Consider the following 13,804-nt stretch of genomic DNA (forward strand, 5'->3'; position numbering starts at 1 on the left):
TTAAAAAGGCTCCGAGGTTTGCCCTCAGTTCTATATTGCTGATGTGTATTTATTAAAGAGTACAAAGGTGCAGAGTCTTTATTCAGACTATTTGCATCATTACGCAATTAACTAAATTATTGTTTTTTGGGTTCGTCTTCTGCGAACACATCAATAAAGGCTTGCTGCTGTGGCGTCAGTTTCCAGGACGCGGGGACAACGGTCGCAGGTGCTTTGCGTCCTTTGTGACCACTGTCACGATGCTGACACATCTGTTTTACCGTTTCTGTACGTACCGTCACTGCCATATTCAACCCCAATATTTCCAGGCAAGGAGAGCAACCACTACCCAAAACAGGGCGGAGACGAGAAAGACCGCCAGCCAGGCTTTACGCTTGAGCGCAGGATCCCTTTGCGGTTCTTCACTTCCTGAAGGCATTGCTAACCTCATACAATCGATATCGCTTATCATTTAGGACCAAACAATTGGTACAATTAATCATCTGTTGAGATAAATCCTAAAGAAACTTTAGCCGAAAAGCCAGTGAATTTACGCATCAATTGGTGGGAAATATTCAATCTTTTGACCAGAAATAAATAATTGAAAAGAAATATTTGCGTAGCCGTAAATTACTTTCTACTTTTGTCGCCAATTCACGACATTAAAACCATACAGATTAAATGGGTAATGACATTATATGGCAGGGAAAATGTAGATGATGATAATTATGATTTAGCTTTGAGGAGTTAATTCGGTATCTTTCCGTGAGGGAAAGATACCGGGAGTGATTATTTTGCCGGAAGTTTGATGTCTTTAAACATCTCTTCAATATCTTCATTTGAGCGTAATGCAACCGCCGTATCGACCACGTCACGCGTTAAATGCGGGGCAAAGCGTTGAATAAAATCATACATATAGCTGCGCAGGAAGGTGCTGCGACGGAAACCAATTTTGGTCGTGCTGTGGCTGAAAATATCGTGCGCATCAAGACGAACCAAATCCGGATCTGAAACCGGGTCGACGGCCATGCTGGCAATCACCCCAACGCCCAGGCCAAGCCGCACATAGGTTTTAATGACATCAGCATCCGTGGCGGTAAAGACAATGCGCGGCGTTAATCCCGCCCGGTTAAAGGCCGTATCAAGCTCAGAGCGTCCGGTGAAGCCGAAGGTGTATGTCACTAAAGGATATTGCGCCAGCTCTTCAATAGTCACCGACCCTTTCCCCGCCAGCGGATGATCCGGGGTCACTACGATAGAACGGTTCCAGTGGTAGCACGGTAGCATAACCAGATCGTCATACAGGTGAAGCGCTTCTGTCGCGATGGCAAAGTCCGCGTTGCCCTTTGAAACCGCTTCAGCGATTTGCGTGGGCGAGCCCTGATGCATATGCAAAGAGACGCGGGGATAACGTTCTATAAAGCCCTTAATAACGCCTGGCAGCGCATAACGCGCCTGAGTATGCGTTGTGGCAATATAAAGCGAGCCTTTATCCGGCCAGGTATGTTCACCCGCCACGGACTTAATAGCGTCAACTTTGGAGAGGACTTCCCGGGCAATACGAATGATTTCCTGCCCGGCGGGTGTCACCTGCGTGAGGTGTTTACCGCTGCGGGCGAAAATCTGGATACCTAATTCGTCCTCCAGCATACGAACCTGTTTGCTGATGCCCGGTTGCGAGGTATATAACCCCTCAGCGGTAGAAGAGACGTTAAGGTTGTGATTCACCACCTCAACGATATAACGAAGCTGCTGTAATTTCATGCCAGACCATCCGATTTAGCGCACGCGGTCAATCGCTTAAGACGATTTGATAATAAGAAAAGGGTTAACTATAACCACTATATCATTTATAGCCTGACTGTATAGTACGGAACAAAAAATAATAACAAGGTAATAAAAAAGGGCCGGAAGTCCGGCCCTTTTACAGGTAAGTTACGGTTAGGGAAGATTATTTCTTGCCTTCAACCCATTTTCCGTCGACAAAGAAGGCGGACCAACCGGTCGCTTTCCCCTCTTTCTCAGCCGCAACGTACTGCTGTTTTGTTTTACGGCTAAAACGTAACACCGTTTTATTCCCTTCAGGATCCTGCTGTGGCGCATCGGCCAGATAACGCAATTTCTCAGGCAGACGGTCGCGGAAGCGATGCAGCTCTTCCACCAGCGGCGCGCGGGTTTCACGCGATTTCGGGAAGGTGTTGGCCGCGAGGAAGACCCCGGCAGCACCGTCACGCAGCACGAAATAGGCGTCAGACTTCTCACACGGCAATTCTGGCAGCGGAACCGGATCTTCCTTCGGCGGCGCGACTTCACCGTTACGCAGAATCTTACGGGTGTTCTTACACTCGTCGTTGGTGCACGCCATGTATTTCCCGAAACGCCCCATTTTCAGGTGCATTTCCGAGCCACACTTCTCACACTCAACGATAGGGCCGTCATAGCCTTTGATGCGGAACTCACCCTCTTCGATCTCATAACCATCACACGTTGGGTTATTCCCGCAGACGTGCAATTTGCGTTTCGGATCGATCAGGTAGCTGTCCATCGCCGTGCCACATTTCTTACAACGACGTTTGGCACGCAGGGCATTGGTTTCTGCATCGTCACCCTCCAGCACGTTAAGAACTTCGTTCTCAGGTACCAGGTTGATGGTGGTTTTGCAGCGCTCTTTCGGCGATAACGCATAGCCGGAGCAACCGAGGAAGACGCCTGTTGTCGCAGTACGGATCCCCATCTTTCGGCCACAGGTTGGGCAATCGATGCTGGTCAGTACCATCTGATTAGGCAGCATGCCGCCCTCTTCAGGATCTTTCTCCGCTTTTTCAAGCTGGTTGGTAAAGTCGCTGAAGAAGCTGTCGAGCACTTTCTTCCACTCCGCCTGATGGCTGGCAACCTGGTCAAGACTGTCTTCCATCTGTGCGGTAAAGTCGTAGTTCATCAACTCGCGGAAGTTGGCTTCCAGACGGTCGGTTACGATCTCGCCCATTTTTTCAGCGTAGAAACGGCGGTTTTCAACACGCACATAGCCACGATCCTGAATGGTCGAAATGATTGACGCATAGGTTGACGGACGACCAATACCGCGTTTCTCCAGCTCTTTTACCAGCGATGCTTCGCTAAAGCGCGCAGGCGGCTTGGTAAAGTGCTGAGCTGGCACAAGGTCAACCAGAGAGAGTTCATCCCCTTTGTTCACCGCCGGCAGCGTTCGGTCTTCGTCGCCTTTACGCAGTGCAGGCATGACTTTCGTCCAGCCGTCGAAACGCAGGATACGGCCACGCGCTTTCAGCCGGAAATCACCCGCACCAACGGTAAGCGTAGTGGAATCGTACTGCGCGGGTGTCATTTGACACGCGACGAACTGGCGCCAGATAAGCTGGTACAGCTTCTGGGCGTCGGCTTCCATATCCTTCAGCGATTCCGCTAACACAGAGACGTCAGAAGGACGAATGGCTTCGTGCGCTTCCTGTGAGTTCTCTTTGCTGGCGTACTGGTTAGCGCTTTCCGGCAGGTATTTCTTACCGAAATTGTCACCGATATAGCCGCGCACCATGTTAACCGCATCCTGACTCAGGTTAGTCGAGTCGGTACGCATGTAGGTGATGTAACCCGCTTCATACAAGCGCTGGGCCATCATCATGGTTTTCTTCACGCCATAACCCAGACGCGTGCTTGCGGCCTGTTGCAGCGTAGAGGTAATAAACGGTGCGCCAGGCTTACTGCTGGTCGGTTTGTCTTCACGCTCCAGAACCTGATAGCGTGCTTTTTCCAGCAGCGCCACCGCGGCCATGGTCTGGTCACGGTTTTCAGGACGGAAAGGCTTGTCGTTCTGATGGCTCACCTGCAGCGGCAGAGCATCCCCGCCCGGCGTGGTGACATTCGCGTCGACTTCCCAGAACTCTTCTGGCACAAACGCTTTAATTTCGCGTTCACGTTCAACGACAAGACGCACGGCAACGGATTGCACACGGCCTGCGGACAGACCACGGGCAATCTTTTTCCACAGCAGTGGAGACACCATGTAGCCTACAACACGGTCCATAAAGCGACGTGCCTGCTGCGCGTTTACACGGTCAATGTTCAGTTCGCCCGGCTTTTCAAACGCCTGACGAATCGCATTCTTCGTAATTTCGTTAAACACTACACGGCTGTAGCGTTTGTCATCACCACCGATCACTTCCCGCAGGTGCCACGCAATGGCTTCCCCTTCGCGGTCAAGGTCGGTTGCGAGATAGATGTGGTCTGCTTTTTCAGCAAGCTGTTTCAGCTCATTAACAACTTTTTCTTTCCCGGGCAGCACTTCGTATTGTGCATCCCAGTTGTGCCATGGGTTAACACCCATGCGGTTGACAAGCGCGCTACGTTCATCCTTTTTAGGCTTTTTAGCCCCTTTGGTGGAGGTAGAGTCTGCGCTCTTTTTGCTGGCTGAGCCACTGGTCGGCAAATCGCGGATATGACCCACGCTGGACTTAACCACGTAGTCATTACCCAGATACTTATTGATCGTTTTGGCTTTTGCCGGGGACTCAACGATGACGAGAGCTTTACCCATATTCACCTTTACCTAATTTAATTCTTCCAGGAATACGCCGCACGTTGATTTCCCTTCCACTGACGACGCGTCATTGATATTGCGACTGCGTCAGGGGATATCAACCCCTTTGTCTTACCGAACGTCAGAGAAATGACGCCCAGGTGATTGAGTTTTCGGGTATTTTTCTCACGCCTCATATGATTCGTGACGAATTACCGGTCGAATGTCAAGCAATTCTGTTGCCAGAATGACGAAAGCGCACACTCTACCTGATAAAATCCGTTACGCAACTTTATTAGCATGCAAAAGCAAATCACGCCAGCCAGGCTCCTGCGCCTTATCCCCTCAGATTACAGGGAAAATTTGCCCCCAAAGCGCCCTCGGCGTAGACTATTGTCACTGTTTAAGGAGTGGATTATGCACAATACGACCCAACCAATTGACCGAGTCTCTCTGCTTATCGAAGCAAACAAGCTTATCCGTGATCATGAAGATACTCTGGCGGGCATTGAAGCCACCGGCGTAGAACAGCGTAATGGCGTGCTGGTTTTCAGCGGCGAATACTTCCTTGACGAACAGGGGCTACCTACCCCGAAAAGCACCGCCGTGTTTAACATGTTTAAATACCTGGCGCATACGCTTTCAGAGAAATATCACCTGGTTGATTAATGCTAAACGCGAGGCCTGAGCCTCGCGTTTTTGTTTACAGCAACGGTTTTTGTCCGCGCTGTAGCCAGCGGAGCAACAGCCGATCGGCACTTTCTGCCGCACTGTTGGTAAAGCGATCGAGCAGACGCTTGCGCTGCGTAAAGCGCACGCCCACCAGCTCACGGCCATCCATCAGGTTCAGCAGCAGGTCATCGCTGGTGCCCACTTCATCTACCAGTCCTTTCTCCTGGGCCTGGATACCGTACCAGTGCTCCCCCGTCGCGACCTGCTCAATATCGAGCGATGGGCGCATGCGGTGCACAAAGTCTTTAAAGAGGTGGTGCGTTTCATTGAGATCTTCACGGAATTTCTGACGCCCTTCTTCCGTGTTTTCCCCCAGCAGCGTCAGAGTGCGTTTGTACTGCCCGGCCGTGTGCAGTTCAATGTCGATCTCTTTGTTTTTGAGGAAGCGGTTAAAGTTAGGGATTTGCGCAACCACACCGATTGAACCAATAATAGAAAACGGTGCCGCCACAATTTTATCCGCGACGCAGGCCATCATGTAGCCACCGCTCGCCGCGACTTTATCCACCGCAACGGTCAGCGGGATCTGTTTTTCACGCAGGCGCTGCAGCTGTGACGCAGCCAGTCCGTAACCGTGTACCACACCGCCCGGGCTTTCAAGACGCACCACCACCTGATCCTGCGGTTTTGCCACGGCAAGAACGGCAGTGACCTCTTCGCGCAGAGAAGAAACTTCATGCGCATCCATGCTGCCTTTAAAGTCGAGCACATAGACGCGTGGCTTTGCCTCATCCTGCGGTGCATTGAGCTTTGCTTTCGCTTTTGCCGCTTTGGCTTCCTGTTTATGCTTTTTCTTCTGCGCTTTAAGCCACTGCTTCTGTTGATGGCTATCGAGCAGCGACAGAGACATATCTTCCTGCATCTCTTTATACTGCTCACTCAGGCGGGTAATGCGTAACTCCCCACGCTGACGCTTACGCTGCGTCAGGTTTACAATCAGAACGGCAATCACCGCAATGGCAATCACCACCGTTGCGATTTTGGCCAAAAACAACCCATACTGAGAAAGTAATTCCACGCGTTCCACCTTGTTTAACCACGATTCTTTCACGGCAGTGTACAACAGCCCTGCCCATGCGTCTCGCTCGTGACATTACCTCTGCGAGCCTGCTTCAGGAATCCCCTCATGGGGGTTTAAATATTTGCAAATTGTTAATTTTACAGTAATGCCTCCTGTAGACTGATTGAATTCTCATGCTAATTCGGGCATAAAGCCGAAAAGTCATAAAGAAGGCGTCATTGCGTCACTGCGCGCCAGAGGAGTCCCCGTGCATTATCAACCGCAAAAAAATCTGCTGCAAAATCGCATCATTCTGGTCACCGGTGCCAGCGACGGAATTGGTCGCGAGGCGGCCCTGACCTACGCTGACTATGGCGCGAGCGTTATTCTTATTGGTCGTAACGAAGAGAAACTGAAAAGCGTCGCGCAGGAAATAGAGGCGGCAGGCGGCATTCCGGCCCCGTGGTATACCCTCGATTTACTCACCTGCACGCCAGCGGTGTGCCAGGAGCTTGCTCACCGTATTAGCGCCCACTATCCGCGGCTGGACGGTGTCCTGCACAATGCAGGTTTGCTGGGAGAAGTCCGTCCTATGGATGAACAGGATCCCGATATCTGGCAGCAGGTGATGCAGGTCAACGTCAACGGCACGTTTTTCCTGACGCAGGCATTGCTTCCTTTATTACTTAAATCCGAGTCCGGCTCGCTGGTCTTTACCTCCTCAAGCGTAGGCCGCGAAGGTCGAGCCAACTGGGGGGCATATGCCGTCTCGAAATTCGCGACTGAAGGGATGATGCAGGTGCTGGCGGAGGAGTATCAAAGCCGCCATCTGCGCGTAAATTGCATTAACCCGGGTGGAACGCGCACCAAAATGCGCGCCAGCGCCTTCCCGTCGGAAGACCCGCAGAAACTGAAAACACCCGCAGACATTATGCCGCTCTATCTCTGGCTGATGGGCGACGACAGCCGACGTAAAACGGGGATGACCTTCGATGCCCAGCCGGGCCGTAAACCAGGGATTTCGCAATGAGTGAAGAACGCCATCAACAACGCCAGCAGCGTCTGAAGGAACAGGTCGATGCGCGCGTTGCGGCCGCACAGGACGAGCGCGGGATAATTATCGTCTTTACCGGTAACGGCAAAGGTAAAACTACCGCTGCATTTGGCACCGCCACGCGTGCTGTCGGTCACGGGCAGAAAGTGGGCGTCATTCAGTTCATCAAAGGCGAATGGCCGAACGGCGAACGTAATCTGCTTGAACCGCATGGCGTTGAATTTCAGGTGATGGCGACAGGTTTTACATGGGATACGCAGAACCGGGAAACCGATACTGCAGCTTGTCTTGCAGTCTGGGAGCACGCCAAAAGAATGCTGGCAGACCCCGCCCTGAATATGGTTCTGCTGGATGAGATAACCTATATGGTGGCCTACGACTATCTCCCGCTGGATGCGGTACTGGAGGCGTTACAACAACGCCCGGCGCACCAGACGGTTATCGTCACGGGGCGTGGCTGTCATCGGGAAATACTGGAGCTTGCTGATACCGTCAGCGAACTGCGTCCGGTCAAACACGCGTTTGACGCGGGAATCAAAGCGCAAATCGGTATTGATTACTAAGAAAAAAGCCCGGTGATCATCACCGGGCTTTTATGTTAACCGTTGTTGTTACGGCTGCCAGAGCGGCGGTTGCTGCTCACCTGGCTATGGCGTTTCACCGCACGACGGATCTGATTCGCCTTCATACGACGACGATCTTTTTCCACCGCCACTTTAGAGGTGGTTTCTGGCGTCAGGCCGACCAGTTCACGTAGGTAGTTAGTCTGTGTCAGATCCAGCTCGGTATAACCACCCCGTGGCAGACCTTTTGGCAGCAGGATGTCGCCATAACGGACACGGATCAGACGGCTCACCTGCACACCTACCGCTTCCCAAAGACGACGTACTTCGCGGTTACGGCCTTCAGTCAGGGTAACGTTGTACCACTGGTTAATGCCTTCGCCACCGGTAAATTTGATGGTTTTAAATGCCGCAGGACCGTCTTCCAGCTGAACGCCGCGTGACAGATCGCGCAGTTTATTCTCATCAACCTGGCCGAAGACACGCACGGCGTATTCGCGTTCCACTTCACGGCTAGGGTGCATCAGACGGTTTGCCAGTTCACCATCAGTGGTAAACAGCAGCAGGCCGCAGGTATTCACGTCCAGACGACCCACGGCAATCCAGCGAGCGCCGCGCAGTTTAGGCAGACGGTCAAACACCGTCGGGCGACCTTCAGGGTCGTTGCGCGTACACAGCTCGCCTTCTGGCTTGTAATACGCCAGCACGCGGCAAATCTGCTCAGCGGACTCTTTCACGGAGATAAGATGACCGTCGATGCGGATCTTCAATCCCGGTACGATTTCTACGCGGTCACCCAGCGTGGCGATTTTACCGTCCACACTCACGCGACCCGCTTCAATAATGGCTTCGATTTCACGGCGTGAACCGTGGCCGGCACGCGCCAGCACTTTCTGTAACTTCTCGCTCATTGAGCTTCCTCAGGTGTCGCCTTCACAGGCGTCGAATCAGGTCAAAAGAGGGCTCAGCCCTGCTTTGATGGCCGCGTAGTATATCTGCTTACACCCTTACAAGAAAGGCTTAACATCACCCACGCCTTCACGAATCACTTCTGGCGCATCTTCGGTTAAGTCAACAACGGTGGTTGGCTGCTGACCAAGGTAGCCGCCATGAATAATCAACTCGACCACCTTTTCCAGACGGTCTTTAATCTCTTCGGGATCGGATTCGGTGAACTCGTTGCCAGGCAACATTAAAGAAGTCGAAAGCATCGGCTCGCCGAGGGTTTCCAGCAGCGCCTGCGCAATCGGGTTGGACGGTACGCGCATCCCGATGGTTTTACGCTTTTCCTGTAACAGTCGGCGCGGCACTTCCTTGGTTCCTTTAAGAATAAAGGTGTAGTTGCCCGGCGTGTTATTTTTGATCAGACGAAACGCCACGTTATCGACATACGCGTAGGTCGACAGTTCAGAAAGATCGCGGCACATCAGGGTAAAGTTATGGCCGTCCGGCAGCTGACGAATGCGGCAAATGCGCTCCATCGCCCCTTTGTCTTCAATTTTACAGCCCAGCGCATAGCCAGAATCGGTCGGGTAGACAATCACGCCGCCTTTGCGAACGATCTCCACGGCCTGATTAATTAAGCGTGGCTGCGGGTTATCCGGATGAATATAGAAAAACTGACTCATACTTCCCTCTCTTCAATTTTCTGCGGCTGTTCCCACAGCTGCCAGACGGGCTCAACGCCTGCGGGCAACCAGAGCTTGCGTCCCAGCTCGATCCACGCACAGGGCTGATGGAAATCCGACCCCTGCGAACCCAGCAGACCGAACTGACGCGCGTAGGTTGCGAGCTGCGCACGCTCATTGGGCGCCTGCTGACACTGGGCGACTTCCATCGCCTCACCGCCACATTCGGCAAAGTGCGCCAGCAGTCTTTTCAGCCACTTAGCAGAAAGATTATACCGCCCCGGATGGGCGAGCACGGCCTTACCGCCAGAATGATGAATGACATCAATAGCTTGTTCTATTGTACACCACTGTGGCGGAACGTAACCGGTTTTCCCGCGTGCCAGATATTTTTTAAACACGTCCGCCATCGTCGTGGCTTTGCCCGCCTCAACCAGAAAACGGGCAAAATGGCCGCGCGTCACCGCCCCACCGTTTGCCAGTTTCTGTGCACCTTCCAGCGCTCCGGGAATATGCGCTTTTTCCAGTCGCTCACCAATCATTTCGGCGCGTTCGTTGCGGCGCGATTTTTGTTCTTGCAAAAACGCACGCATTGCCGGATGTTCAATATCGATATTGAGGCCAACAATGTGTATTTCGTGATTTTCCCAGACTGTCGAAATTTCGACGCCGGGCACCAGATTCAGCGCCAGTCCGCTGCGGGCAATTTCGGCGCGCGCCGCGGGAATAGCATCTGTCGTATCGTGATCGGTTATCGCCAGCGTGCCGACACGCATTTCAACGGCGCGATGAACCAGGGCTTCGGGTGTCAGCAGGCCATCAGAGGCCTGAGTATGGCTGTGTAAATCATAAATTACGGCGTAGGTGGTATCGCTCAAAGCACTTCCCATAGCAGGTTAAAGACATCCGAAACCCCTATGATAACGGCTTGGCGCGAAATTCTGAAATCAAGGGTTGACAACTCGCCATCGAACTAGTTAACTAGTACGCAAGTTCACACGAGAAAGGTATCTGAAAATGACAGCACATTTCACTCTGCACGGTTGGTGGCGCACATCCTGATTATCGGGCAGTGTCACACGTCTGCAAAATGCAAACAGATACCCAGCCCGCGACTAAGCGGGCTTTTTTTTGAACAGAATAAATGAGAACAACATAATGCAAACAGCCAAACCACACCTCGAATTGCTGACCTGCGAGGCGGTCTATCGCCACAACCCAACCGCGCTGTTTCATCAGGTCTGCGGTGCGCGTCCGGCAACGTTGCTGCTGGAATCCGCAGATATTGACAGTAAAGACGATCTTAAGAGCCTGCTGCTGGTCGACAGCGCATTGCGCATTACCGCGCTGGGTGACACTGTCACGATTAAGGCGCTCTCTGAGAACGGTGCCGCGCTGCTGCCACTGCTGGACGCTTCCCTGCCAGCGGGCATCGAGAATGAACGTCACCCGGAAGTGCGGGTACTGCATTTCCCGCCGGTCAGCCAACTGCTTGACGAAGATGCACGCCTCTGTTCTTTGTCAGTCTTCGATGCCTTCCGCCTGCTGCAAAACCTGGTCTCGGTACCAGAAGATGAACGCGAAGCAATGTTCTTTGGCGGGCTGTTTGCTTACGATCTGGTCGCCGGTTTCGAAGACCTGCCGGAAACCGAACAGGGCAACCGCTGCCCTGACTACTGCTTCTACCTGGCCGAAACCCTGCTGGTGATCGACCATCAGAAAAAATACACCCGTATTCAGGCGAGCCTGTTCACGCCATCCGTGACCGAGAAAACACGTCTTGAGCAGCGCATTGCTCAGCTGCAACAGCAAATGACCGAAGCGCCACCCGCACTGCCGGTTCAGCATGTAGAGAAGATGACCTGTGAGGTTAACCAGACCGACGATCAGTACGGTGCCGTGGTGCGTCAGATGCAAAAGGCGATTCGCGCCGGGGAAATTTTCCAGGTCGTCCCGTCCCGTCGTTTCTCACTGCCCTGCCCGTCGCCGCTGGCGGCCTATGACGTGCTCAAAAAGAGCAACCCAAGCCCGTATATGTTCTTTATGCAGGACAACGAGTTCACCCTGTTTGGTGCGTCACCGGAAAGCTCCCTGAAATACGACGCCACCAGCCGCCAGATCGAGATCTACCCGATTGCCGGTACACGTCCGCGCGGGCGTCGCGCCGATGGCTCTCTGGATCGCGATCTCGACAGCCGTATCGAACTGGAAATGCGCACCGACCACAAAGAACTCTCCGAGCACCTGATGCTGGTTGACCTGGCGCGTAACGATCTGGCCCGCATTTGTACTCCCGGCAGCCGCTATGTGGCTGACTTAACGAAAGTCGACCGTTACTCCTTCGTGATGCACCTGGTCTCCCGCGTGGTGGGTGAACTGCGCAACGACCTCGACGTGCTGCACGCCTATCGCGCCTGCATGAATATGGGCACCCTGAGCGGTGCGCCGAAAGTCCGTGCGATGCAGCTTATCGCCGCCGCCGAAGGGCGTCGTCGTGGCAGCTATGGCGGTGCGGTGGGTTATTTCACCGCGCACGGTGACCTTGATACCTGCATCGTTATCCGCTCTGCCTATGTTGAAGACGGCATTGCCACCGTCCAGGCGGGCGCCGGGGTGGTTCTTGATTCTGTTCCGCAGTCTGAAGCTGACGAAACGCGCAATAAAGCTCGCGCGGTATTGCGCGCCATCGCTACCGCACACCATGCACAGGAGATTTTCTGATGGCTGACATTCTGCTGCTCGATAATATCGACTCCTTTACCTATAACCTGGCAGATCAGCTGCGTGCGAATGGTCACAACGTCGTTATCTATCGTAACCACGTGCCGGCGCAAACCCTGATTGAGCGTCTGGCAACCATGCAAAACCCGGTGCTGATGCTCTCTCCTGGCCCCGGCGCCCCCAGTGAAGCGGGCTGTATGCCTGAACTTCTGACCCGTATGCGCGGCAAGTTGCCTATTATCGGCATCTGCCTGGGGCATCAGGCGATTGTTGAAGCCTATGGCGGATACGTCGGCCAGGCGGGTGAAATCCTGCACGGTAAAGCCTCCAGCATTGAACATGACGGTCAGGCGATGTTTGCCGGGCTGCCGAATCCGCTGCCGGTGGCGCGCTACCACTCGCTGGTCGGCAGCAACATCCCGGCAGGCCTGACCATTAACGCCTCGTTCGAAGGCATGGTGATGGCCGTACGTCACGATACCGATCGTGTCTGTGGGATGCAGTTCCATCCGGAGTCAATCCTCACCTCTCACGGCGCGCGTCTGCTGGAACAGACCCTGGACTGGGCGCTGCAGAAACTGGAACAGACCAACACCCTGCAACCTGTTCTGGAAAAATTGTATCAGGCACAGACCCTGAGCCAGCAGGAGAGCCACCAGCTCTTCTCCGCCGTGGTTCGCGGTGAACTGAAGCCTGAACAACTGGCGGCCGCGCTGGTGAGCATGAAAGTTCGCGGTGAAAGCCCGCAGGAAATTGCCGGTGCGGCAACGGCGCTGCTGGAAAATGCCGCCCCGTTCCCGCGCCCGGACTACATGTTTGCGGATATCGTCGGTACCGGTGGTGACGGCAGCAACAGCATCAATATCTCCACCGCCAGCGCCTTCGTGGCGGCTGCCTGTGGTTTGAAAGTGGCGAAGCACGGTAACCGCAGCGTCTCCAGCCGGTCGGGATCGTCGGACCTGCTGGCCGCATTCGGCATCAATCTCGAGATGAACGCCGAACGTTCGCGTGAAGCCCTGGACGACCTGGGCGTCTGCTTCCTGTTTGCGCCGAAATATCACACCGGTTTCCGCCATGCGATGCCGGTTCGCCAGCAGCTTAAAACCCGCACGCTGTTTAACGTGCTCGGCCCGCTGATCAACCCGGCCCATCCACCGCTGGCGCTGATTGGCGTCTACAGTCCGGAGCTGGTTCTGCCGATTGCAGAGACCCTGCGCGTGCTGGGTTATCAACGTGCCGCGGTGGTTCACAGTGGGGGAATGGATGAAGTGTCGCTGCATGCGCCAACGCTGGTGGCCGAACTTCGCGACGGTGAAATCCTGAGCTATCAGCTGGAGGCGAGCGACTTTGGTTTAACGCCTTACCATCAGGAAGCGCTGGCGGGCGGCACGCCTGAAGAAAACCGTGACATTCTGACGCGCTTATTACAAGGTAAAGGTGAGGTCGCCCACGAGGCCGCCGTCGCTGCCAACGTCGCGATGCTGATGCGTTTGCACGGCGAGGAAGACCTCAAAGCCAACGCACAAAAAGTTCTGAACGTACTGCGCTCAGGTGCAGCTTACGATCGCGTTACCGCACTTGCGGCAAGAGGGTAAA

General features: G+C 53.9%; 14 protein-coding genes and 1 other annotated feature. Of the genes, 6 read left to right on the forward strand and 8 right to left on the reverse strand.

Annotated elements, in window-relative coordinates; genetic code table 11:
* Positions 1 to 116: 116 nt before the first annotated feature.
* The 4 genes from ACMGG3_RS07930 to topA all read right to left on the reverse strand — a co-directional run bounded on the left by ACMGG3_RS07930 (position 117) and on the right by topA (position 4,528).
* Positions 117 to 287, reverse strand: a complete 171-nt coding sequence (locus tag ACMGG3_RS07930; RefSeq protein WP_032669764.1) for a hypothetical protein — start codon at positions 285 to 287, stop codon at positions 117 to 119.
* Positions 288 to 289: 2 nt separating this feature from the next.
* Positions 290 to 430, reverse strand: a complete 141-nt coding sequence (locus ACMGG3_RS07935) for a YmiA family putative membrane protein (protein WP_214579162.1) — start codon at positions 428 to 430, stop codon at positions 290 to 292.
* Between the two features lie 338 nt (positions 431 to 768).
* Positions 769 to 1,743 carry an HTH-type transcriptional regulator CysB gene (gene cysB / locus ACMGG3_RS07940; RefSeq protein ID WP_006175683.1) on the reverse strand — a complete coding sequence of 325 codons (975 nt, stop codon included), beginning with the start codon at positions 1,741 to 1,743 and terminating at the stop codon, positions 769 to 771.
* A gap of 187 nt (positions 1,744 to 1,930) precedes the next feature.
* Positions 1,931 to 4,528 (reverse strand): type I DNA topoisomerase, encoded by a 2,598-nt coding sequence (topA, locus tag ACMGG3_RS07945; protein WP_414149764.1) that lies wholly within the window; start codon positions 4,526 to 4,528, stop codon positions 1,931 to 1,933.
* A 399-nt stretch (positions 4,529 to 4,927) separates the two neighbouring features.
* On the opposite strand from topA, the gene ACMGG3_RS07950 reads away from it, so the two are divergent.
* On the forward strand, positions 4,928 to 5,179 hold the full coding sequence (locus ACMGG3_RS07950; protein ID WP_020882438.1) for a YciN family protein: 252 nt from the start codon (positions 4,928 to 4,930) through the stop codon (positions 5,177 to 5,179).
* Between the two features lie 34 nt (positions 5,180 to 5,213).
* On the opposite strand, the gene sohB is transcribed toward ACMGG3_RS07950, so the two are convergent.
* Complete coding sequence (gene sohB, locus ACMGG3_RS07955; RefSeq protein ID WP_020882437.1) at positions 5,214 to 6,260, reverse strand: protease SohB; 1,047 nt, start codon at positions 6,258 to 6,260, stop codon at positions 5,214 to 5,216.
* A 250-nt stretch (positions 6,261 to 6,510) separates the two neighbouring features.
* Between sohB and ACMGG3_RS07960 the strand changes: the two genes are divergently transcribed.
* Both ACMGG3_RS07960 and cobO read left to right on the forward strand, forming a co-directional pair.
* Positions 6,511 to 7,272, forward strand: a complete 762-nt coding sequence (locus ACMGG3_RS07960) for a YciK family oxidoreductase (protein ID WP_020882436.1) — start codon at positions 6,511 to 6,513, stop codon at positions 7,270 to 7,272.
* A complete protein-coding gene (gene cobO / locus ACMGG3_RS07965) occupies positions 7,269 to 7,859 on the forward strand; it encodes a cob(I)yrinic acid a,c-diamide adenosyltransferase (protein WP_020882435.1) in 591 nt (196 codons plus the stop codon). The genes ACMGG3_RS07960 and cobO overlap by 4 nt, the downstream gene beginning before the upstream one ends.
* A gap of 35 nt (positions 7,860 to 7,894) precedes the next feature.
* Here the strand turns inward: cobO and rluB are convergent, their stop codons facing one another.
* The 3 genes from rluB to rnm form a co-directional block, all read right to left on the reverse strand.
* Positions 7,895 to 8,770, reverse strand: a complete 876-nt coding sequence (gene rluB / locus ACMGG3_RS07970; protein ID WP_008502809.1) for a 23S rRNA pseudouridine(2605) synthase RluB — start codon at positions 8,768 to 8,770, stop codon at positions 7,895 to 7,897.
* Positions 8,771 to 8,866: 96 nt separating this feature from the next.
* Positions 8,867 to 9,487, reverse strand: a complete 621-nt coding sequence (locus ACMGG3_RS07975; RefSeq protein ID WP_044866586.1) for an L-threonylcarbamoyladenylate synthase — start codon at positions 9,485 to 9,487, stop codon at positions 8,867 to 8,869.
* Positions 9,484 to 10,377 carry an RNase RNM gene (rnm, locus tag ACMGG3_RS07980; protein WP_106504174.1) on the reverse strand — a complete coding sequence of 298 codons (894 nt, stop codon included), beginning with the start codon at positions 10,375 to 10,377 and terminating at the stop codon, positions 9,484 to 9,486. The genes ACMGG3_RS07975 and rnm overlap by 4 nt, the downstream gene beginning before the upstream one ends.
* A gap of 127 nt (positions 10,378 to 10,504) precedes the next feature.
* Here rnm and trpL point away from each other — a divergent pair, with 127 nt between their 5' ends.
* The 3 genes from trpL to trpD all read left to right on the forward strand — a co-directional run bounded on the left by trpL (position 10,505) and on the right by trpD (position 13,803).
* Entirely contained in the window at positions 10,505 to 10,549 is a 45-nt protein-coding gene (trpL, locus tag ACMGG3_RS07985; RefSeq protein ID WP_106993556.1) for a trp operon leader peptide, read from the forward strand.
* Positions 10,526 to 10,620: a sequence feature (Trp leader region), on the forward strand. It overlaps the preceding gene by 24 nt.
* Positions 10,621 to 10,645: 25 nt before the next feature.
* Positions 10,646 to 12,208 (forward strand): anthranilate synthase component 1, encoded by a 1,563-nt coding sequence (locus tag ACMGG3_RS07990; RefSeq protein WP_025203978.1) that lies wholly within the window; start codon positions 10,646 to 10,648, stop codon positions 12,206 to 12,208.
* A complete protein-coding gene (gene trpD, locus ACMGG3_RS07995; RefSeq protein WP_014170382.1) occupies positions 12,208 to 13,803 on the forward strand; it encodes a bifunctional anthranilate synthase glutamate amidotransferase component TrpG/anthranilate phosphoribosyltransferase TrpD in 1,596 nt (531 codons plus the stop codon). Before ACMGG3_RS07990 ends, trpD begins: the two co-directional genes overlap by 1 nt.
* Position 13,804: the final 1 nt, after the last annotated feature.

It is taken from the genome of Enterobacter sp. BNK-18 (genome assembly GCF_047456135.1).
In the GTDB taxonomy this organism is placed as follows: domain Bacteria; phylum Pseudomonadota; class Gammaproteobacteria; order Enterobacterales; family Enterobacteriaceae; genus Enterobacter; species Enterobacter ludwigii.

What these genes read in the sequence shown, in the direction of transcription:
- ACMGG3_RS07930 (WP_032669764.1), bottom strand. Translation starts at nt 287, where the DNA reads ATGGCAGTGACGGTACGTACAGAAACGGTAAAACAGATGTGTCAGCAT.
- ACMGG3_RS07935 (WP_214579162.1), bottom strand. Translation starts at nt 430, where the DNA reads ATGAGGTTAGCAATGCCTTCAGGAAGTGAAGAACCGCAAAGGGATCCT.
- cysB (WP_006175683.1), bottom strand. Translation starts at nt 1,743, where the DNA reads ATGAAATTACAGCAGCTTCGTTATATCGTTGAGGTGGTGAATCACAAC.
- topA (WP_414149764.1), bottom strand. Translation starts at nt 4,528, where the DNA reads ATGGGTAAAGCTCTCGTCATCGTTGAGTCCCCGGCAAAAGCCAAAACG.
- ACMGG3_RS07950 (WP_020882438.1), top strand. Translation starts at nt 4,928, where the DNA reads ATGCACAATACGACCCAACCAATTGACCGAGTCTCTCTGCTTATCGAA.
- cobO (WP_020882435.1), top strand. Translation starts at nt 7,269, where the DNA reads ATGAGTGAAGAACGCCATCAACAACGCCAGCAGCGTCTGAAGGAACAG.
- rluB (WP_008502809.1), bottom strand. Translation starts at nt 8,770, where the DNA reads ATGAGCGAGAAGTTACAGAAAGTGCTGGCGCGTGCCGGCCACGGTTCA.
- ACMGG3_RS07975 (WP_044866586.1), bottom strand. Translation starts at nt 9,487, where the DNA reads ATGAGTCAGTTTTTCTATATTCATCCGGATAACCCGCAGCCACGCTTA.
- rnm (WP_106504174.1), bottom strand. Translation starts at nt 10,377, where the DNA reads ATGGGAAGTGCTTTGAGCGATACCACCTACGCCGTAATTTATGATTTA.
- ACMGG3_RS07990 (WP_025203978.1), top strand. Translation starts at nt 10,646, where the DNA reads ATGCAAACAGCCAAACCACACCTCGAATTGCTGACCTGCGAGGCGGTC.
- trpD (WP_014170382.1), top strand. Translation starts at nt 12,208, where the DNA reads ATGGCTGACATTCTGCTGCTCGATAATATCGACTCCTTTACCTATAAC.